Source organism: Streptomyces kebangsaanensis, assembly GCF_001906585.1.
GTDB lineage: Bacteria > Actinomycetota > Actinomycetes > Streptomycetales > Streptomycetaceae > Streptomyces > Streptomyces kebangsaanensis.
Window position 1 is genome coordinate 64,938 of sequence record NZ_JUJA01000088.1, and the last position, 20,131, is coordinate 85,068.

The 20,131-nt window shown below is 71.0% G+C and carries 17 protein-coding genes; 6 read left to right on the forward strand and 11 right to left on the reverse strand.

The window, feature by feature from the left end; translation table 11 throughout:
- The first annotated feature begins 57 nt into the window (after nt 1-57).
- Complete coding sequence (locus RH94_RS13310) at nt 58-1,344, forward strand: ABC transporter substrate-binding protein (RefSeq protein ID WP_073947812.1); 1,287 nt, start codon at nt 58-60, stop codon at nt 1,342-1,344.
- A 44-nt stretch (nt 1,345-1,388) separates the two neighbouring features.
- On the opposite strand, the gene RH94_RS13315 is transcribed toward RH94_RS13310, so the two are convergent.
- Nucleotides 1,389-2,867, reverse strand: coding sequence for a glutamate-cysteine ligase family protein (locus RH94_RS13315; protein ID WP_073947813.1), 1,479 nt, complete (start codon nt 2,865-2,867; stop codon nt 1,389-1,391).
- Between the two features lie 161 nt (nt 2,868-3,028).
- On the opposite strand from RH94_RS13315, the gene RH94_RS13320 reads away from it, so the two are divergent.
- A complete protein-coding gene (locus RH94_RS13320; protein WP_073947814.1) occupies nt 3,029-3,562 on the forward strand; it encodes a DUF488 domain-containing protein in 534 nt (177 codons plus the stop codon).
- A 289-nt stretch (nt 3,563-3,851) separates the two neighbouring features.
- Here RH94_RS13320 and RH94_RS13325 read toward each other — a convergent pair whose 3' ends face one another.
- Both RH94_RS13325 and RH94_RS13330 read right to left on the reverse strand, forming a co-directional pair.
- Nucleotides 3,852-4,478, reverse strand: coding sequence for a hypothetical protein (locus tag RH94_RS13325; RefSeq protein ID WP_073947863.1), 627 nt, complete (start codon nt 4,476-4,478; stop codon nt 3,852-3,854).
- A complete protein-coding gene (locus tag RH94_RS13330; RefSeq protein ID WP_073947815.1) occupies nt 4,475-6,184 on the reverse strand; it encodes a PHP domain-containing protein in 1,710 nt (569 codons plus the stop codon). Before RH94_RS13330 ends, RH94_RS13325 begins: the two co-directional genes overlap by 4 nt.
- A 240-nt stretch (nt 6,185-6,424) precedes the next feature.
- Here RH94_RS13330 and RH94_RS13335 point away from each other — a divergent pair, with 240 nt between their 5' ends.
- The 3 genes from RH94_RS13335 to RH94_RS13345 all read left to right on the forward strand — a co-directional run bounded on the left by RH94_RS13335 (nt 6,425) and on the right by RH94_RS13345 (nt 9,185).
- The gene (locus RH94_RS13335) at nt 6,425-7,132 is read left to right on the forward strand and encodes an SDR family NAD(P)-dependent oxidoreductase (protein WP_073947816.1); all 708 of its coding nucleotides are present in this window, start codon (nt 6,425-6,427) and stop codon (nt 7,130-7,132) included.
- Nucleotides 7,133-7,299: 167 nt separating this feature from the next.
- A complete protein-coding gene (locus tag RH94_RS13340; RefSeq protein ID WP_234425744.1) occupies nt 7,300-7,920 on the forward strand; it encodes an isochorismatase family protein in 621 nt (206 codons plus the stop codon).
- Nucleotides 7,917-9,185 carry an MFS transporter gene (locus RH94_RS13345; protein ID WP_073947818.1) on the forward strand — a complete coding sequence of 423 codons (1,269 nt, stop codon included), beginning with the start codon at nt 7,917-7,919 and terminating at the stop codon, nt 9,183-9,185. Before RH94_RS13340 ends, RH94_RS13345 begins: the two co-directional genes overlap by 4 nt.
- A 56-nt stretch (nt 9,186-9,241) precedes the next feature.
- Here the strand turns inward: RH94_RS13345 and RH94_RS13350 are convergent, their stop codons facing one another.
- Nucleotides 9,242-10,207, reverse strand: a complete 966-nt coding sequence (locus RH94_RS13350; RefSeq protein ID WP_079189015.1) for a LysR family transcriptional regulator — start codon at nt 10,205-10,207, stop codon at nt 9,242-9,244.
- Between the two features lie 627 nt (nt 10,208-10,834).
- On the opposite strand from RH94_RS13350, the gene RH94_RS13355 reads away from it, so the two are divergent.
- A complete protein-coding gene (locus RH94_RS13355) occupies nt 10,835-12,400 on the forward strand; it encodes an adenosine deaminase family protein (RefSeq protein ID WP_199880943.1) in 1,566 nt (521 codons plus the stop codon).
- Nucleotides 12,401-12,476: 76 nt separating this feature from the next.
- Here the strand turns inward: RH94_RS13355 and RH94_RS13360 are convergent, their stop codons facing one another.
- The 7 genes from RH94_RS13360 to RH94_RS13395 all read right to left on the reverse strand — a co-directional run.
- Complete coding sequence (locus tag RH94_RS13360) at nt 12,477-14,891, reverse strand: lamin tail domain-containing protein (RefSeq protein ID WP_073947864.1); 2,415 nt, start codon at nt 14,889-14,891, stop codon at nt 12,477-12,479.
- A 624-nt stretch (nt 14,892-15,515) separates the two neighbouring features.
- Nucleotides 15,516-16,637 (reverse strand): 1,2-phenylacetyl-CoA epoxidase subunit PaaE, encoded by a 1,122-nt coding sequence (paaE, locus tag RH94_RS13370; RefSeq protein WP_073947822.1) that lies wholly within the window; start codon nt 16,635-16,637, stop codon nt 15,516-15,518.
- On the reverse strand, nt 16,637-17,149 hold the full coding sequence (paaD, locus tag RH94_RS13375; protein ID WP_073947823.1) for a 1,2-phenylacetyl-CoA epoxidase subunit PaaD: 513 nt from the start codon (nt 17,147-17,149) through the stop codon (nt 16,637-16,639). Before paaD ends, paaE begins: the two co-directional genes overlap by 1 nt.
- Complete coding sequence (gene paaC / locus RH94_RS13380; RefSeq protein ID WP_073947824.1) at nt 17,143-18,009, reverse strand: 1,2-phenylacetyl-CoA epoxidase subunit PaaC; 867 nt, start codon at nt 18,007-18,009, stop codon at nt 17,143-17,145. The genes paaD and paaC overlap by 7 nt, the downstream gene beginning before the upstream one ends.
- Nucleotides 18,010-18,021: 12 nt before the next feature.
- Nucleotides 18,022-18,324: a 1,2-phenylacetyl-CoA epoxidase subunit PaaB gene (gene paaB / locus RH94_RS13385; RefSeq protein ID WP_073947825.1), complete on the reverse strand. Its 303-nt coding sequence runs from the start codon at nt 18,322-18,324 to the stop codon at nt 18,022-18,024.
- Nucleotides 18,321-19,334 (reverse strand): 1,2-phenylacetyl-CoA epoxidase subunit PaaA, encoded by a 1,014-nt coding sequence (paaA, locus tag RH94_RS13390; protein WP_073947826.1) that lies wholly within the window; start codon nt 19,332-19,334, stop codon nt 18,321-18,323. Before paaA ends, paaB begins: the two co-directional genes overlap by 4 nt.
- 104 nt (nt 19,335-19,438) lie before the next feature.
- A partial coding sequence (locus tag RH94_RS13395; RefSeq protein ID WP_234425739.1) for a 3-hydroxyacyl-CoA dehydrogenase family protein occupies nt 19,439-20,131 on the reverse strand: 693 nt, incomplete at its 5' end.

The following is a 20,131-nucleotide window of genomic DNA, read 5'->3' on the forward strand; positions in this document are numbered from 1 at the left end:
CCCCGCCACTCCACCCCCGCAACCGGCTGCAGCCGCACGATCCAAGGAGCACACCCCGTGAACCTCACGCACCCCAGGCACCGCAACCGGCACCGCACCACCGGGACCGTCCTCGCCGGGACCCTCGCCCTGCTGCTCGCGGCCACCGGATGCAGCTCCAAGGCCGGCGGCGGCAACGGGGGCGGCGACGCCGCCGACGGCGTACGCACCGGACCGGGCGTCGGCGCCAGGACCATCAGGCTGGGCGCCCTCACCGACCTGACGGGCCCCTACGCCACGCTCGGCAGGAGCATCGTGCAGGCCCAGCAGATGTGGGCGGACGAGACCAACGCCAAGGGCGGCATCTGCGACCGCACGGTCGAGATCGTCGTCAAGGACCACGGGTACGACGTGCAGAAGGCGGTCACCGCCTACGCCGACATCGCCCCGGACGTCGTGGCCCTGCCCCAGGTCATCGGCTCCCCGGTCGTGGCGGCCCTGCTCGACGACATCGAGCGCGACCGGATGCTCACCTTCCCGCAGGCCTGGGCGGCCTCCCTGCTCGGCAAGGACGCCGTCCAGGTGCTCGGCACCACCTACGACGTCGACATGATCGCCGCGGTGGACTTCCTCACCCGCGCCAAGGGACTGAGGAAGGGCGACACCATCGGCCACGTCTACTTCGAGGGCGACTACGGCGCCAACGCGCTGGAGGGCTCCACATGGGCGGCGCGGAAGGCCGGGCTGAAGGTGACCGGCCAGAAGATCCAGGCCACGGACACCGATCTGTCCGCCCAGGTGTCGGCGTTCCGCAAGGAGGGCGTGAAGGCCGTACTGATCAGCGCCGGCCCCGCCCAGACGGCATCCCTCGTCGGCGTCGCGGCCTCCCGGGGGCTGCGCGTCCCCGTCGTCAGCAGCGCCCCGGGCTTCGCGCCCCAGCTGATGAAGACCCCCGCCGCACCGGCACTGGCGGCCATGCTGCACATCGTCAGCGCCGCGCCCGCGGTCAGCTCCGATCTGCCGGGCGTGCGGCGCATGGTGGCGTCGTACCGGAAGAAGTACCCGGACTCGCCGGTCGACTCGGGGGTGCTGTCCGGTTACAACGCCGCCCGGTTGCTCGGCGCGGACCTGAAGAAGGCCTGCGACGCGGGCGGCCTCACCCGGGAGGACGTCGTCAAGGCGCACCGCTCGCAGAAGAACGCGGACACCGGTCTCGGCACCGCGCAGGACTTCTCCGACGTAGACCGTCCCGCGAGCGTCGAGACGTATGTGCTGAGGCCCGACGCGAAGGCGGTCGGCGGCGTGGTGAACGCCGAGGACGCCCACACGGCTCCGGGAGTGGAGGACTATCTGACCACGCGGTAGCCGCCGCACCCGTCCGGTGAGGGGCCGGCGGGCGACCGGACCGCTCAGTCGACGGGCCAGGTGTGGACCGGGGCGTTGAGGTGCATGTAGTCGCTGTACACCCGCGTCATGCGCCGCAGGGCCTCATGGCGGCCCACATGGGTGGTGTCGTCGAGGTGGTGGAACATCTCCTTCTGCCAGACCGCTCCGTTGCGGCCGGTGACGCACCGCTGCTCGATGATGCCGAGCAGCGGCTCCCGCCAGGCCTCGTCCATGCCGGAGCGCTCCAGCCCCCGGTGCGCCAGCGGCAGCAGCCGCCGCAGGACGAGTTCGGGCACCGGCACCTCGCCCATCCCGGGCCAGTACAGCCGTGCCTCGATGCCGTGCCGGGCTGCCGTGTGCAGGTTGTCCTCGGCGGCCGAGAAGGACATCCGGGACCACACCGGCCGGTCCTCCTCCACCAGGGCACGGGTGAGCCCGTAGTAGAAGGCCCCACTGGCGAGGGTGTCGGCGACGGTCGGACCGGCGGGCAGTACACGGTTCTCCACCCGCAGGTGCGGTTTGTCGTGGGCGATGGCGTAGACCGGGCGGTTCCAGCGGTAGATGGTGCCGTTGTGCAGGGTCAGCTCGCTCAGCTCGGGGACGTCGCCGCGGTCCAGCGTCTCCGCGGGGCTCTGCTCGTCGCACAGGGGCAGCAGCGCCGGGAAGTAGCGCAGATTCTCCTCGAAGAGGTCGAAGACGCTGTTGATCCACCGCTCCCCGAACCACACCCGGGGTCGTACCCCCTGCACCTTGATCTCCTGCGGGCGGGTGTCGGTGGCCTGCTCGAACAGCGGGATACGGGTCTCGTGCCACAGCTCCTTGCCGAACAGGAACGGCGAGTTCGCCGCCAGCGCGACCTGGACACCGGCGATCGCCTGCGCCGCGTTCCAGTAGCCGGCGAACTCCTCCGGGGACACCTGGAGGTGGAACTGGGTGCTGGTGCACGCGGCCTCCGGGGTGATCGTGTCCGCGTAGGTCCGCAGCCGGTCGTCGCCGTCCACCTCGATGCGCAGGTCCTCGCCCCGGGCCGCGAAGACCTGGTCGTTGAGCAGCCGGTAGCGCGGGTTCTCCGACAGCGCGGCCTCGCCGACGTCCTCCTGCCGCAGCGTGGGAAGGATGCCGATCATGATCAGATGCGCGCCGACCGACCGCGCGCGCTGCTCCGCGTGGTTCAGCGCGGCGCGGATCTCGGACTCCCAGGCGTCGGGGCCGCCCGCCGTCAGCCGGCGGGGCGGAATGTTGATCTCGAGGTTGAACCGGCCCAGCTCCGTGGACCAGGCGGGATCCGCGATCGCCTCGAGCACATCGCTGTTGCGCATCGCCGGCTCCGCCTCGCCGTCGACCAGGTTCAGCTCGATCTCCAGCCCCACCTGGGGACGTTCGGACTCGAACCGTGACTCGCGCAGCATCTGCGCGAACGCGTCGAGGCACTCCTGCATCTTGATCCGGTACCGGCGGCGGTCCTCGCGGGTGAAGACCATCGCCGGGACGTCACGTCCCATCGGCCCTCCCGGATTTCCCTCCAGGACACCTCACCTCCCCAGCGTCGCACCACCGGGCGAACCTGACCAGGCGGGAGAGGCGGAGCACCGCGGGGGCAGCGCTCCCTGCGCCCGGTGCATGATGGTGTGACCGTGGGACCGCGTGCGCCAGAGGTGGGAGCATGACGAACCGCATCTGCACGGTGGGACACTCGACCCGCGACTTCGACGAGATGCTGACGATGCTGCGGAACAACGACGTCACGTACCTGGTCGACGTCCGCTCCTTCCCGTCGTCCAGGAAGTTCCCGCAGTGGAACCGGCCGGCGATCGTCCGGGCGCTGCCCGCCGGCATCGGATACCGGTGGATCCGGGAACTGGGCGGCCGACGGCACACCCCCGAGGGCGTGCCGAGTGCGAACGGGGCATGGCGCGTCAAGGCGTTCCGCGACTACGCCGACTACATGGCGACCGACGCGTTCGCCGAGGGCCTGGGTGAACTGCTCGAGCTGGCGGAGCACGAACGACCGGCGATCATGTGCAGTGAGGCGGTGCCTTGGCGCTGCCATCGCGGGCTGATCACCGACGCGTTGATCGTCGCGGGCGTGGAGGTCCTGGACATCATGTCCCCCACGACGACGAAGCCCGCCGCCCTGCACCAGCACGCACGCGTCCGGGACGGGCGGCTGACCTACCCGGTCCAGGCTGCCGGGTAGCTCCGGACCGACTGCGTGATGCGTACCGGTGGCCGGTCCGGCACGCGGATGATACGGGCCGGGTCCGGTGATGCCGGGCCACGGCACGGCCGCCGGCGCAGGCCGAGCCTCGAGCGGGGGGCGGCAGGTCACCTCCCGGACATCGGACACATCCGCATGCTGCCGTCATCCGGTCCCCGGAGCGTGTGCAGGGTGCGGCAGCTTACCGGTGGCGAACATCGCCGACCTCCGGAAAGGCGGCCGTGGACGCGCCCCGTTCGCCTGCCTCCAGGACGCGCGGTCCCGGGCGTCAGACGTGGTCGGCGCAGCACGGAGTGGGGTTCGGCACCTCGAAGGGTGCGAGAGCGCCGGCGGCGGCCGGAACCAGGGCGAGGGTCAGCCGGCCGTCCCGCCACTCGGGCCGTACGTGGTCGCGGGTGATCACGGAAGTGGCCGGGTCCGGCCCTTGACGATCCGGCGACGGCGAGCCGACCACGACGACGTCCTCGATGGCGGTCAGGGCCGGCAGGTCGGCCACGGTGACCGTGCCGGAGAGGCGCTCCACTCCGGGATAGACCACGGCGCGCCCGCCACTGCGACGGACATGTTCCGCGGCGGCCAGAGCAGCCACGCGCACGGCCTGCTCCGGACCGTACGCGCGCTCGCCCAGGACGGCGCCCGGGACCGGCCCCGCCGGCCCGGTCAGCCGTCGCCACGCCTCCTCGGCCGCCTCCTCTCCACGCACGGCGAAGGAGACGGCGACCCCGCTGCGGGCGTCGGTGCGGACCAGGTGCGTACAGGCGATCGTGCCCGGAGGGAGGCCGAGACCTTCCAACAGCTGGTGGATGAGGTGATCGGCCTCGCGAAGGCTCGCCGTGCCGGCGTCCACTCCGATGACGGAGCGGACGCCGGGCACGTCGTGGTGCGCTGTCGTCATGCGGGCAGGACCCACATCGGGTTGCTGTAGAACCACAGGTCCTTCCACGGGTCGGCGTCGCCGAGGACATCCATGGCGGGCCCTGCCGGGTCGACGGCGGCACCCCGCAGGCCGACGGCGCCGCGGTTGCCGTCGGTACCGCGCAGCCGTACGTAGACCGGCTTGTCGACACGCCCCAGGGAGTACGTCAGGCGTACCGAACCGGTGGACCTGTTCACCTCGAAGGACTTGACGACCCTGGTGCTGGGCGTGATGAACGTGTCCTTGTCCGCGACCCGGCCGGTCACGTCACCCTGGATGACGTCGACGCGGGCCAGTGCGGGCAGGAACTGCGCCCAGTTGGGGCCGTTGGCCAGGGAGATCTCGACGACCAGGTCGACCTGGCTGCCGCGGCGGACCTGCAGCATCCCGCCCAGCGTGACGGCCTTGCCGCCGCAGCGCAGCTGGGCGTCCAGGCCGCTGATGAGTCCACCGTGGTCGACCCAGACGCGGCCGGCCCGGATGCCGTCCATGACCGCCTTGTAGGAGAAGTTGACGGCGCCCACGTGGGTGCGGGAGTACTGACCGGGCCAGTAGTCCCCGTCCGTGAGGTTCAGGCCACCGCCGTACACCGGGTCGTTGTAGCGGCCGTCGGCCTTGAAGTCGCTGTTCGGGCCGCGCACGGCGCTGTCGGCGTAGACGCTGTGCGAGTCGGAGTTGGCGGTGATCCACCACGGCTTGCCCTCGGCGAGCAGGCTGTCCCACAGACCGCCGACGGTGGCGGTCATCCAGTCGAAGCCGCCCCAGGTGCGGTAGCTTTCCAGCGGGTATCCGGGGAAGGAGTCGGCGCCGGGGCTGTTGTCGTAGTAACCGCGCCCGGAACCGGGACCCTGCGGGGCGGGGAGGCCGGCGGCCTGGTGGCCGGGGGCACCCTCCATGCCGACGGCGATCGTCGGCTGCGCGTCGCGCCAGGCACGGATCTCGTGCGGGGAGTCGATGCCCTTGCGGGCCGGGTGGTTGGCGAGGAACAGGACGTCCTCGACCTTGCGGCGCCGGACCTGCTCGGCAAGGAAGTTGACGCCGGCGATGGCGAGCGCCTCGTTCGCCGCGGTGTTGCCGGTGGCCTTCTTCACCGCGCCGTCGAAGGAGTTCTCGAACTCCTTCAGGACCGCCACCTCGTTCTTGCCGGGGTGCACGAAGACGGTGCCGTGCTCGGCGGCCGGGATGTTCCACTCCAGACCCTGGAAGACCAGCGTGTCGTCGATCTGCCGGCGGGCCGCGACGATGTCCGGGTTGACCTTCTCCACGCCGATCCTGGCGTGCTCCTCGCTGCCGTGGTCGGTGATGACCATCCAGTCCAGGCCGTGTGCGTTCGCCTGACGGACGTGGTCGATCACGCGGTACTTGCCGTCGGAGCTGTACTGCGTGTGGATGTGGTGGTCACCGGCCAGCCACAGATAACCGCCGGAACGAGCGCTGTTGGACCCGTGGGACGCCGGTGCCGCGGCGGCCGCCTGGCCCGCACCGCCGAGAACGCTGCCGGCCGCCAGGCCGGCCCCCAGCAGGCCGGTGCGTCGCAGCATCGACCGGCGCGAGAGCTGGCTCGGGGTCAACTCCTCGTCGGAAACGGACATGTCGAGAGCGGGCGGCAAGGACGAGGAATCGCCGCCCCCGGGGTGGTGATGGTGGTGACCGTGACCGTGGCCGTGTCTGTGACCGTGGCTCATCCGTAACTCCTGCTGCCGACAAGGACGTACTGCTCGGGACGCTCGGAGTCTTCGAAGCGTCGGTGAACAGCGGGAGTCAAGGTGATGGTGCGGCCGGGAAGACCTGATGTGCATCGAGGGAGGTCGGGCCTTCGGCGCGTCAGCGGCGCGCACGGGCCACCGGCGGGCCTGCCCGGTGCCGGCGGTCCCGGGACGAGAAGCCGACTGGCTGACCGCAGCGCCCGCCCGGAACCTGGAGGTATGACGACAACACTGATCACCGGAGCCAACAAGGGGCTCGGATTCGAGACCGCCCGCCGCCTTGTCGCCGCCGGCCAGACCGTCTACGTCGGCAGCCGGGACCTGCAGCGCGGGCGTCGCGCCGCCGAACGGCTCGGCGCGCGCATGGTGCGGATCGACGTCACCGACGACGCGTCCGTCGCCGCCGCGGTGAAAGCCGTCGAGGCCGACGGCGGACTGGACGTGCTGGTCAACAACGCCGGCGTGGAAGCGCGGTCACCGGACGGAGGCGTGATCGGAGCCGAGGAGGTGACCGCCGAGGCGATGCGGGCGGTGTTCGAGACCAACGTCTTCGGCGTGGTGCGCGTCACCCACGCGTTCCTGCCGCTGCTGCAACGCTCCGCCAACCCGGTCGTGGTCAACGTCAGCAGCGGCCTGGCCTCGCTGACCCGGGTGACCGACCCGGACACACCGGCACACGCCTACCCGGGGGTCGCCTACCCCGCGTCGAAGGCCGCGGTCAACATGATCACCGTGCAGTACGCGAAGGCGTTCCCGCGGATGCGGATCAACGCGGTGGAGCCTGGATACACGGCGACGGACCTCAACCGTCACACGGGTACGCAGACGGTCGAGGAAGGCGCCGAGATCATCGTCCGCATGGCGCAGACGGGCCCCGACGGTCCCACCGGAGGTTACTTCGACGTCATGGGCCGCCTCCCCTGGTAGCACGCCGGCGCCGCGCCCGGCCGAGCCGGGAACCGCCCGACGACGGTATAAAGAATTCCTATGCCTGGCGGCTCGCGTTTCACGGTTAGGCTCTGTGCCCAATCCTCGGGCCATGATCCGGGGCTCCCTTATTCCCCGACGCAAGAGGAGTCCACCCGTTGAACGCGATGTGGCGCGTGAATCCGCAGAAGACGGCACTGCTCGTGATCGACATGCAGAACGACTTCGTTCTCGAGGGATATCCGATGGAAGTGCCGATGGCACGCCGGCGGATACCCCGGATGCAGGAGGCCGTCGCCGAATGCCGGGCGGCCGGTATTCCGGTCGTCTACACCCGGCACATTCTGCTGGACACGTTCAATGTGTCTCCACTGGAAACTGCCTACAATCCGGCGCTTTTGAGCGCGGGCATGCGCAAGGGCAGCTTCGGTTCCGAGGTCATCGACGACCTGAAGCCCGGGTCGGACGACGTCGTCATCGTCAAGCACCGTTACGACGCCTTCCACAACACGCAGCTGGAGAACGTGCTCACCAGCATCTCGGGCCTGCGTCAGGTGGACACGGTGATCATCATCGGCACCCTCACCGAGGTCTGCTGCGACTCCACCGCGCGCGGGGCCTACATGCGCGATTTCAAGGTGGCTTTCGTCAGCGATGCCACCGGAGCGCTCAGCGACGAGGCGCAAACGGCCACGGAGAAAACCATCGGCACATTCTTCGGCCGGGTGCTCTCGACCGGGGAACTGGTTGCGGAGATCCGTGAGGGCCGGGAGGGAGGAGCGGAATGAGACCAAGAGAGTACGACGTCCGCTACGAGCGCTCGGCGGTATTGCTGCTGTCCCTCGGATTCGGTCTGGTCGGCCTGGACCGCTGGATCATCAGCCCGCTGTTTCCCTCGATGATGAAGGAACTCGGGCTCGACTACCAGGACCTGGGAAACATCATCGGCGTGCTCGGCCTGGCCTGGGGATGCTCCTCCCTCCTCATGGGCGGCCTCTCCGACCGGCTGGGCCGGCGCAGGATCCTGGTCGGTTCGATCGTCCTGTTCTCGGTCTGCTCGCTGCTGACCGGGTTCGTCGGCGGACTCGTCAGTCTCCTGATGGTGCGGGCCGTCATGGGCATCACCGAGGGCGCGTTCACCCCGACCGCGGTGGCCGCCACGGCGGAGGCGTCCCGCCCGGAGCGCCGCGGACTGAACATGGGCATGCAGCAGAGCACCTTCGCCCTCTTCGGCATCGGCCTGGGTCCGATCATCGCCACCCAGTTGCTGCGGGTGCTCCCGAGCTGGCACTGGGTGTTCGGGCTCATGCTGCTGCCGGGCCTGGCCCTGGCCTGGTTCGTCTTCCGGACCATCCGCGAACCCCACCAGCTGCCGGCCTTCGAGTCCGCTGTCGCGCCCGCCCCCCAGGAGAGGACCCGCTGGCTGGACCTCTTCCGCTACCGCAACATCCGGCTGGCCATTGTCGCCCTGTGCGGCGCGATGACCTGCATCTTCGTGCTGAGCGCCATGGTGCCCAGCTATCTCGTCGACCACCAGGGCATCGGCACCAGCCAGATGGGCGTCATCGCCTCCGGTATCGGGTTCGGCGCCTTCGCGGGTCAGCTGGCCATTCCCGGGCTGTCCGACCGCTTCGGCCGCAAGCCCGTGATCGTCGTCTCCCTGCTGATGGCGATGTGCATGCTGGTCGGCTTCATCCTGCAGGGGCCGGTGGTGCCGCTGCTGTTCCTGTTGCTGTTCTTCATAGCCTTCGGCACCAACGGCTGCCTCGCCCTGCTCGCCGGAACCGTGACCGTGGAATCCGTCCCCGCCGGCCTCATGGCGGCCGCCGCCGGCACCGTCATGGGCATCGCGGAGATCTTCGGCGGCGGCGTCGCCCCGTCCGTCGCCGGATACCTGGCCCAGCACCACGGTATCCACACTGTCCTCTACCTGGCGCTCGGCGGACTGCTGCTCTGCGTGTCAGCCGCGAGCTTCCTTCAGGAGACGGCACCGAAGAAGGCCGGAAGCGCCGCACGCAAGGACGCCGCCGTCACGGCGGACACGGGAGTCTGACCGCCCCTGACCACCAAGAACCTGCCCGGACCGGATGGCGCATGTGTGGGCGAGCGTCATCCGGTGCCGGGCGGGTCGCCGTGCAGGAAATGTGCGACCGACCGTGCGAACGCCTCGGTCACCCCGTGGTCCCGGCCGGCGTCGCTGACGCCCACGGTGACGCTGATCTCCGGGAGGAGGCCGGGCAGCGGGGTGGAGGGAAGGTCCGTCGTGCGCTGCCCCCGGTCGTCGAGGACGGCACCGGCCGGAACCACCGTGATGCACTCGCCCAGGCGGATCAGCGCGTGCATGGTCCGGTAGTCGTCCACCACGTGGAAGCAGGAGATCTCATAGGTCTCGATCAGGGTGGTGGTGATCCGCGCGTGGTGGGTCAGCACCGGATTGTCGAAGAGGACGAACCGGTAACAGGACAGCAGCTCCTTCAGCGCCGGGGCGCTGGTCTCCTCCAGGACCGTACCCGGCGGATGGACGACAGCCATCTCCTCCGTGCCGATGACCTCCGTGTGGAACGGGTAGTCCGGGTCCGTGGAGTAGAACAGCCCGGCGTCGAGCTGGTTGAGCTCCAGCAGGTCGATCAAGGTCGTGGCCGGACGGCTGGTCACCCGGAACTCATCGGCCCCGTAGGAGCTCAGCGCGCTGCTCACCACGGCCCGCACCGACCGCTCGGACAGCCAGTTGTCCACTCCGAACATGACCTTGTGAGGGTGGCCGGCCACCTCGGCGAAGCTGCGCGGCTTGGACGTGCCCTTCCTGCCGAGGACCGCGGAGGCGTTCGACAGGTCCCGTATGAGCTGGGCGGCGTACGGCAGGAAGTACGCGCCCTGGTGCGTCAGCACCACACCGGTCCAGTCACGTTCGAACAGCGCGAACCCGAGGCTCTCCTCCAGGCGCCGCAACCGCTGGCTCATGGTCGGCTGCGTGACATAGAGGCCGGCGGCGGCCTTGGAGATGCTCCGGTGTTTGGCCACGGCCAGGAAGGAGTGAAGGGCCTCAAGGTCCACGGTTGCCCCGCTTGCGGTCATGGGATGGAGCTGAACAACTCGGACCCTACTGCCTTCCGGAGCCTTTGTGACCTGCGGACTTCAAAAGTGTGTGCCGGGTGTGCACAGGGCCTCGGAGACTCGGCGTGACGGCGGCCTCCCGTGCCACCGAGGCCAAGTGCGCACGCGGCCTCGGACCAGCCGCCCGTACCCCGGATGAGTCCGGGACGCGGGCCGGGCCTGTGCTCCCGAGGTGACGGCATGGAGTCCGTGGTGCTGACGTAGGCCGATCCCGCGGTGACCGAAGCGATGACTGCCGCGGAGCGTGCGGATGTGTTCCGCGGGCACGAGGCCCTCCACCAGGGCCTGGCGGACACCGGTGGCGGACACCGGCGGGATGCCGAACGGAGCCGGACTGGCCCAGTCGTGGCGGTCGGGGTGCGGCCCGTCCACGACTCGTTCGGCATGGACGGAACCCGATCGCCGGCATCTGCCGCACCGCTCCGCGTCGCGCGGAGGCACGTCCTGTACGTCCGCGTCGGCCGATCGGGTGCCGTCGAGGGGCCGTTCGTCCGAGAGAATCGATTCGGCACATGATCGTCCCTCGATCATGCCCGGGTGAGCTCGAATCGCCGAAGTACCGTACGCCGCCGGTTCGTTCCGGCCGCCATGGGCACCCTCGGTGCCCTGTCCCTGTTGTCCGCCCTGCCCGCCGCCGCACAGCCGGCCGCCGGGCAGAGCGCTTCCGCCGCGCCCGCACTCAGGAAAGCGACGGCCGCCGAGGCCAGGACCGACGCCTACCTGGACTCGGTGCGCGGCCGCCCCGCGCTGCTGCGGGATTTCTTCGTGCGGCTGCCCAAGGGCGGAGACCTGCACAACCACCTCTCCGGCGCGGTGTCCACGGAGTACCTCATCGAACTGGCCGCCGAGGACGGGCTGTGCGTCGACACCGCGACGATGACCGCCGTCGCCCCGCCGTGCGGTACCGGTACGCGCCCCGCCGCGGACGCCCGTACCGACCGCGCCTTCCACGACGCGCTGGTGCGTGCCTGGTCCATGGAGGACTTCCCGCCCGGCCAGAGTGGCCATGACCACTTCTTCGACACCTTCGGGAAGTTCGGCGAGGTGACCTGGCGGCACCGGGGCAAGCTGCTCGCCGAGGTCGCCGACGGCGTCGTGCGCCAGAACCAGTTCTATCTGGAGACCATGGTCACGCCCGCGTCCGACGGCGCCCGGCAGCTGGCCGCCGAGGTCGGCTGGGACGACGACCTCGCCGCCCTGCACCGGAAGCTGGTGGCGGGAGGGAAGCTGGACCGGCTGGTGGCCGAGGCCCGCGAGGAGGCCGACGACGGCGACGCCGAGTTCCGGGCCACCGAGCGGTGCGGCACCGGGCAGCCGCGGCCGGGCTGCCGGCTCACCGTCCGCTGGGTCTCCCAGGCGTCCCGCGGCAGCGCCCCGGAGCGGGTCTTCACGCAGTTGGCGCTGGGGATGCGGCTGGCCGAGAGGGATCCGCGCTTCGTCGCGGTCAACCTCGTCCAGCCCGAGGACGCGGACAGCGCGCTGCGCGACTACAGCCTGCAGATGCGCATGGTCGGCTATCTGCGCACCCAGTACCCGAAGGCCCACGTCACCCTGCACGCGGGCGAGCTGTGGCCCGGGCTGGTCAAGCCGGCGGACCTGAGGTTCCACATCAAGGAGGCCGTCGGCGTCGCCCGCACCGAGCGCGTCGGCCACGGCGTCGACCTCGTCCACGAGGACGACTGGCAGCAGACGGCCCGTACGATGGCCGCCCGCCGGGTCGCCGTCGAAGTGCCGTTCACCAGCAACGCCCAGATCCTCGGGGTCAAGGGAGCCGACCACCCCTTCACCACCTACCGCCGTTACGGCGTCCCGGTCGTCCTGGCCACCGACGACCCCGGCGTGTCCCGGGTCGACATCAGCCACGAGTACGAGTACGCGGCCGGCACCTACGACCTGAGCTACCCCGAGCTGAAGGACCTGGCCCGCGCCTCGCTGGAGTACGCGTTCCTGCCGGGCGAGAGCCTGTGGCAGGGCAACCCCACGGACCGGGGCTACCACCTCGCCGCGGCCTGCCGCGGCGAACGCCCCGGCGAGCCCGTCCGGGCGCAGGCCTGCCGACGCCTGCTGGCGGACAGCCCGAAGGCGAACCTGGAGTGGCGTCAGGAGGTCGCCTTCGCCGCCTTCGAGCGCGCGCACGCGCGCGCGGCGCGCTGAGAGACCACCGTATGCGCGGCCACCGGCCCCGGCACCCCGCGAGAGGGGGCCGGGGCCGGTGGCAGGGAAGGAACGGTTACTTGATCCGGACCACCTGCGGGTCGTGGTCGCTGATCTGGTCGGAGAACTCGGCGTTGACGTGGATGACCTCGTAGCCGGGCTTCTTGATGGCGGGTGAGACGAGGATGTGGTCCAGCGTCTGGGAGTTGCCGTCGTAGACGTAGCTGTACCGCTCGTTCACGGGCAGCGTGCCGATCAGGTCCGTCAGGACTCCGCCGGAGGTCAACGTGGCCAGCGGCTTGGAGAACTGGTAGTCGTTCAGGTCGCCCAGGACGACGACCTTGGCCTTCTTGTCCAGGGCCAGCAGGGAGGAGACGAAGCCGTTGACCTCCTTGGCCTGGGCCGTGCGCTGGATCTCCGAACCGAGCGTCGGCGGCTGGAAGACGCCGTGCGACGGCTGGTCGCCGCCCTTGGAGTTGAAGTGGTTGCCCACCACGAAGACCTGCTCACCGCGGAAGGTGAACTCACCGACCAGCGGCTTGCGGCTGCTCTTCCAGGCGTCCGAGGCGGGGTTGATCCTGCCCGGCGAGACCGAGAGCCGCACACCCTTCTTGCCGTCGCGGACCGCCTCGACGGCCGTGGTGGGGTCGCCGCCCTGCCGGTCCACGAAGCTCACGCGCTGGGGGTTGAAGAGGAAGACGATGCGGATGTTGCCGCCGGGCTGGCCGCCGTCCAGGTCGTTGACCGGGTCGATGGAGCGCCAGTCGTACGCCGGGCCGCCCGCCGCCTTGACGGCGTCGACGAACTTGGCGACCGTCTTGTCGGCCGCGACCGTGCCGTCGTCCGTGGGCCCGTTGTTGTCCTGGATCTCCTCCAGGCTCAGGATGTCCGGGGCGGCCAGGTTCTTGACGACGCCCTGGGCCAGCCGGTCGAACTTGTTCTTCGAGTCCGCCGGGGAGAGGTTCTCGACGTTGTACGTGGCGACGGACAGTTCGTTGGACTTGCCCGGCTTCGCCACGTCCGGGGTCAGCCCGCCCGGTACGGTCGTGCCGAGCTTGGTCGCCTGGATGCTGTAGCCGCCGTAGTTGCCGTAGTCCAGCGGGCCCGCGGTCGTACCGGTGAGGGTGTCCCCGACGTCGGCCTTCAGCTTGTCGCCGGTCAGGGAGGCGACCAGCAGGCGCCCGGAGTTGGGGTTGCCGTAGCCGGTCAGGACGGTGCCGCCGCGAGGGGTCGGGTTCTGCTTCGGCTTGGTGGTGATCCAGGTCTCGTTGTACGCGTTGGAGGCGCCCACGACACGGGAGTCGCCGATCCGCACCAGCATGCCCTCACGGGACTCCAGCCAGTCCAACGCGTAGGTGCCGGGCTTGAGTTCCAGGGGCTCGATGCTTCCTCCCCCGGCCTGCGGGGCGTAGGCGTCGGGCAGGGTGGCCGAGTCGATGACCTCCGCGGCCGGCAGCGGGTTGCCGGCCGACAGCACGACGGCCTTGGGCGCGGTGAGTTCGGTGACGGACTGCGTGCCGCTGCTCTGGCCGCCGGGGTAGTACTCGCTGACCTTGCCCGAGACCAGTACCGAGTCGCCGGCCTTGACCACGGGGGTGGCGGAACCGGTGTAGACGAAGACGGCCTCGCTGGTGGCCGGGTTCCCGTCCGGGTCGGAGTCCTGGATCCAGTAGCCCTTGGTGCCGGTGCTGCGCACGCCGGTCACCACGCCGGGCACATTGGTGACGGTCTGGCCGTCGTACGGGGAGGTCCGGGTGGTGCCCTGGATGTCGTGGATGCGCAGGCTGCCCGGTGCGGTGTCGGTGGGCGAGGGGGTGGGGGAGGGCGACGGGTCGCCGGAGCCGTCCCCGGTGCTGTTGCGCGGGCTGGGCGTGGAGCCGGTGAGGTCGGCCGCGTTGTCGTCCGTGTCGGTGAGGGCGGCGTCGCGCGAGACGGAGGTGGTGTTGCCGGCCCCGGTGGCGGGGCTGCCCTCGCGCACCACGGCGGTGCCGAAGCCCACCAGGTCCTTGACGGTGGCGTCCGCCGCGCAGTCGGCGGCGGTCAGGCAGGTGAGCGCGGTGGTCGAGTGGACCAGCGCGACGGTGCCGCTGGCCGCCGACATGGCGATGGTGCCGGTGGCGTCGGGCGTCGGCAGGGCGGTGTCGCCCGCGGCGCCCTTGGCCTCCTGGACCAGGTAGTTGCCGCCCGCGGGAATGGCCCCCGTCAGCGGCGTGACCTGCCACTTGGTAGTGGCGGTGGGCGAGCCGCTGAGGTACTGCACGGACCAGCCGCCCAGGTCGAACGGCGCCGTGCCGGCGTTGCCGAGCTCGATGAAGTCGTGGGTGAGGGGGGCGCCGGAGTTGCCGCCGCCGCCGTAGACCTCGGAGATGACGGCGTCCGGCGACGGTGCGGCCTGGGCGGTGAGGGGGAGGGCGATCAGTGATCCGGCGATGCCGAGGGGGAGCGCGACGAGGCCGGCCTTGAAACCTCTGCCGCGCAGGGCGAGCGGTATGCGTGGAGACACGTGGGGCTCTTTCGTAGGGGAGTCGATGAGAGAACGACGCGACAAAAGCCGTGGGAGGTGGCGGCGACTCGTGGAAAGATACGCGCGTAGATTGCCTGCAACAAGGTGTCGGACGGACGAAGACGCAAGTGTTTCCCCGCTGTTCGCCGGAACGACCGTCCGGCAGGGGAAGCTCCGCGGTCCGCACGCCGTGTCCCGCGCGTCCACGTGGGCCGCTTTCCCGCTCGTCCGGAGACGGCCGGGGGCCGCGTCACCGCGGCACGGCGAAGGTGAGCGTCACCCTTCCGAGGGGTTGCGGCCCACGGCCGTACGCGAGGTCGGCTTCATCGGACTCGTCCGGGCCGCGGAGGGGCCGGGTACTGGATCCGGGTGGCTGGGAGAAGCGCGACGGCGCGGGCGCACCCCGGCCGGACCCGGCAGCGCCGTCGCGGTCGCGCCGATGGCGGTCATCACCGCCGCCGGCCTGCTCGGCTTCGAGCAGGCCGGCCGGCTCGCCGGTGGGGGTTCCCACCCGGGCGCGACATCCCGCGGGCGTCGACCGGGCCGGTCCTCATCGGTGTCACCACCGCCTTCGGTCTCGCCGTCTCCCCGACGGACGAGGTGCCTCGGCGCTCAGCTGTCGAAGTCGACGGTCAGCGTCTCGGAGACGGGGAACGTCTGGCAGGTCAGTACGTATCCGGCGTCGACCTCGGAGGGTTCGAGCGCGTAGTTGCGGCGCATGTCGGCCTCGCCGTCGGTGACCAGGGCGCGGCAGGTGCCGCACACGCCGCCCTTGCAGGCGAACGGCGTGTCGGGACGCACCCGCGCCGCCCCGTCCAGGATCGTCGTCCCGCGGGGCAGCGGCGCGGTGGTGGAGCGGCCGTCGAGGGTGATGGTGACCTGGCTGACCGGGCCGTCCGCGGCGGCGTCCTCGTGGCGGACGGTGCGGATCGGTTCGTCGTCGGCGAAGAACAGTTCCTGGTGGACGCGGTCCGCCGGGACGCCGAGGTCACCGAGGAGCTTCTGCGCGTCACGGACCATGCCGTGCGGACCGCACAGCCACCAGTGGTCCGCGCCGCGCACGTCCACGAGACCGTCGATGAGCGTGGCGAGGCGCTCGGCGTCCAGGCGCCCCGACAGCAGTTCGGCCTCGCGCGGCTCGCGGGACAGCACGTGCCCGAGCTGGAAGCGGGTGGGGTGGAGGTCCTTCAGGTCCGCGAGTTCGTCGGCGAACATCACCGTGTCGGTGCGGCGGTTGCCGTAGAAGAGCGTGACCCGGGAGCGGGTGTCCGCGGCCAGCACGGACTCGGCGATGGACAGCATCGGGGTGATGCCGGAGCCGGCGGCTATCAGGACGTGGTGGCCCGGTTCGGTGAGGTCGGGGGTGAAGGCACCGGTGGGGGCCATCACCTCGACCGTGTCCCCGGGGCGCACCTCGTTGACCAGCCAGGAGGAGAACAGGCCGCCGGGCACGACCCGCACGCCTATGCGGGGGCGGGAGCCGACGGGGGAGCAGATGGAGTACGAGCGGCGCTCGTCGCGGCCGTCGATCTCGCGGCGCAGGGTGAGCGACTGGCCGGGCCGGTGGGCGAACTCCTCCGCCAGCTCGTCGGGTATGTCGAAGCTGATGGCGGCCGCGTCGGCGCACAGCGGCTGCACCGCGGCGACCCGCAGCGGATGGAAGGCCGGACGGCGCCGCGGGCGCGCGGGGGCGGCGGACACGGAGGTGTCCGCCGGCGTGGGGGTCGGGCCCATCAGATCTCCTTGACGTACTCGAACGGCTCCAGGCAGCTGCGGCAGCGCCACAGGGCCTTGCAGGAGGTGGCGGAGAAGCGGGACGTCTCCTCGGTGTCCGACGACCCGCAGCGGGGACACGCCACCGCGCGGCGCGTGGCCGACAGCTGAAGCGGCACGGGCCCGCCGGTGCGCCGGGGCGCGGCACCGGGCGGCGCGATGCCGGCCTCGGCGAGCCTGCGGCGGCCCTCGGGCGTGATCCAGTCCGTCGTCCACGGCGGGTCGAGCACCGTACGGATCTCCACCCGCGCGAAGCCGGCTGCCCGCAGCCGCGCGGCGACGTCGGCGCGCATCTCCGCCATCGCGGGGCAGCCCGAGTAGGTGGGGGTCAGGTTCGCGACGACCGTGCCGTCCTCCCTCACCTCGACGTCGCGCAGGACGCCGAGGTCGGCCAGGGTGAGCATCGGCATCTCCGGGTCCGTGACCTGCTCGGCCACGCGCCGGGCGCGCCGCTCGTCCAGGGCGGTCACCATGTCGCCTCCGGGTGGGCGCGGGCCACGCTCTGCAACTCGGCCAGCAGGGGGGCCAGGTGCTCGGTGTGGTCGCCCTCCCTGCCCTGTCCGGGCAGGGCCCCGGCCTCGGGAAGCTCCAGCCCGGCGGCGTCGAGGACCTGCTGGAGCACGGCCGTCGTCTCCTCCCGCACGTCCGCCGGGTCGACGCCGAACCCCGGCCGGGACACGAAGAGTTCGGCCGTGTACGGGGCGATGCCGGCCAGGGCCGCCCGCATCCGCCGGTGCGACTCCTCGGTGCCGTCACCCAGGCGTACCGCCCAGTCGGCCGCGAACTGGCGGTGGTAGGCGAGCTCGTTGACCCCCTTGGCCGCGATGGCCTTCAGCACCGGGTCCGGTGCGGTGGCCGCGAGCCGCTGGAAGACGGCCAGGCGCCAGCAGGACAGGACCAGCAGCCGGGTGATGGAGAACGCGAAGTCGCCGTTGGGGAGTTCGGCGAGCCGGACGTTGCGGAAGTCCTCCGCGTCGCGGAAGTAGGCGTAGGCGTCCTCGCCCCGGCCGCTGCCGTCCACCTGCCCGGCGCGCGCGTACAGCAGCCGTGCCTGGCCGAGCAGGTCGAGACCTATGTTGGCCAGGGCCACCTCCTCCTCCAGCTCGGGAGCCAGGGTGCACCACTGGGCCAGGCGCTGCGCGCCGACCAGGGCGTCGTCGCCGAGGGCCAGGCAGTACGCGGCCAGCTCGGCGGCGTCGACCGTGGCCGGCACGGCGGTGTCGACGCCGTGCAGCGGGTCCTCGAACCCGGTGCCGAAGGCCCAGCGGGCGTCCGAGTCCCCGTGGTCCTCGGTCAGGGACAGGTAGACGTGGTCGTCGGTGACGTCGCTCATGCCGTCCTGCTCCTAGATGTGGGGGACATCGTCGGGGATGTCGTAGAAGGTGGGGTGGCGGTAGACCTTGTCGGCGCTGGGGGCGAAGAAGGGGTCCTTCTCGTCGCGGGTGGAGGCGGCTATGTGCTCCGAGCGCACCACCCAGATGCTCACGCCCTCGTTGCGCCGGGTGTACAGGTCGCGGGCGTGGCTGAGCGCCATCGCGTCGTCGGCGGCGTGCAGCGATCCGACGTGGACGTGGTTCAGGCCGCGCTTGCCGCGGACGAACACCTCGTACAGCGGCCAGCCGTTCTTCGTTCCCTCGGTGTTACTCATGCCGCCGTTCCTTCCTGGGTGTTCTGCGCTTCCTGGGCCCGCGCGGACCGGGCGGCCCGCTTGGCCGCGTGGGCGGTCGCCGCCTCGCGCACCCAGGCGCCCTCCTCGTGGGCGGCCCGCCGCCGTGCGACGCGCTGCTCGTTGCAGGGGCCGTCGCCGCTGATCACGCGCTTGAGCTCGGACCAGTCGGGGGTGCCGAAGTCGTGGTGGCCGCGCTCCTCGTTCCAGCGCAGCTCGGGGTCGGGCAGGGTGACGCCCAGCTTCTCGGCCTGCGGGACGGTCATGTCGACGAAGCGCCGGCGCAGTTCGTCGTTGCTGTGCCGCTTGATCTTCCAGGCCATCGAGGCCGCGGAGTTGGGGGAGTCGCCGTCGGGCGGGCCGAACATCATCAGGGACGGCCACCACCAGCGGTTCACCGCGTCCTGCACCATCTCCCGCTGGGCGTCGGTGCCGCGCATCATCGTCATCAGCAGCTCATAGCCCTGACGCTGGTGGAACGACTCCTCCTTGCAGATCCGCACCATGGAGCGGGCGTAGGGGCCGTACGAGCTGCGGCACAGCGGCACCTGGTTGCAGATCGCCGCGCCGTCGACGAACCAGCCGATCACGCCGACGTCCGCGAAGGTCGGCGTCGGGTAGTTGAAGATCGACGAGTACTTCTGCCGGCCCTCGATGAGGCGCTCGGTGAGGTCCGCCCGGTCGGCACCCAGGGTCTCGGCCGCCGAGTACAGGTACAGGCCGTGTCCGGCCTCGTCCTGGACCTTCGCGAAGAGGATGGCCTTGCGGCGCAGCGAGGGCGCCCTGGTGATCCACTCGCCCTCCGGCTGCATGCCGATGATCTCCGAGTGGGCGTGCTGCGCGATCTGCCGGATCAGCGTCTTGCGGTAGCCCTCGGGCATCCAGTCCCGGGGTTCGATCCGCTGATCCTTCGCGATCGTCGCGTCGAACTGCTCCTGGAGCCGCTGCTCCGCACCGTCGCCGTCCGACTGAGCGCCCTGTGACGTGGTCATCGATAACCAGCTCCCCAACCGACCGTTCGTTCGGTACATAGTCTGTCGGATTTCGGCGGCTCCGGCAACCCCCCGGGCCGCCGCCCCGGCCGCTCCCGGCAAGGTCACTGCCAGGTGTAGAACCCCTGCCCCGACTTGCGGCCCAGCTCGCCCCGGGCGACCTTGTCGCGCAGCAGCCGCGGCGGGGCGAACCGCTCCCCGAGGGTGGCGTGCAGATATTCGGCGATGGCCAGGCGCACGTCCAGTCCCACCAGGTCGGTCAGGCGCAGCGGACCCATCGGGTGCTTGTAGCCGAGGCTCATGGCGTCGTCGATCGCCTCCGGCTCGGCGACCCCGTCCTCGACCATGCGGATCGCCTCCAGGCCGAGCGCCAGACCGAGCCGGCTGCTGGCGAAGCCGGGGGAGTCCTTGACGACGACGTCCTTCTTGCCGAGCGCCCGGGTCCAGGCCAGCGCGGTCCGCACGACCTCGGGCGAGGTGTCCGGTGCGACGACGATCTCGACCAGCTCGGAGGCGGGCACGGGGTTGAAGAAGTGCATGCCCAGGAAACGACCCGGCTCCTTCAGTGCCGAGGCCAGCTCGGTGACCGACAAGGAGCTGGTGTTGGTGGCCAGCACGGTCGTGGCGTCCACCGCCGCTTCGGCCGCGGCCAGCAGCCGCGCCTTGAGGGCGGCGTTCTCCGGTACGGCCTCGACGACCAGCTCGGTGTCCGGCGGCAGCCCGTCCACGGACTCCACGGTCGCGACCCGGCCGAGTATCTGTTCGGCGGGCTCGGAGAGCCTGTCGCGCTCGGCGGC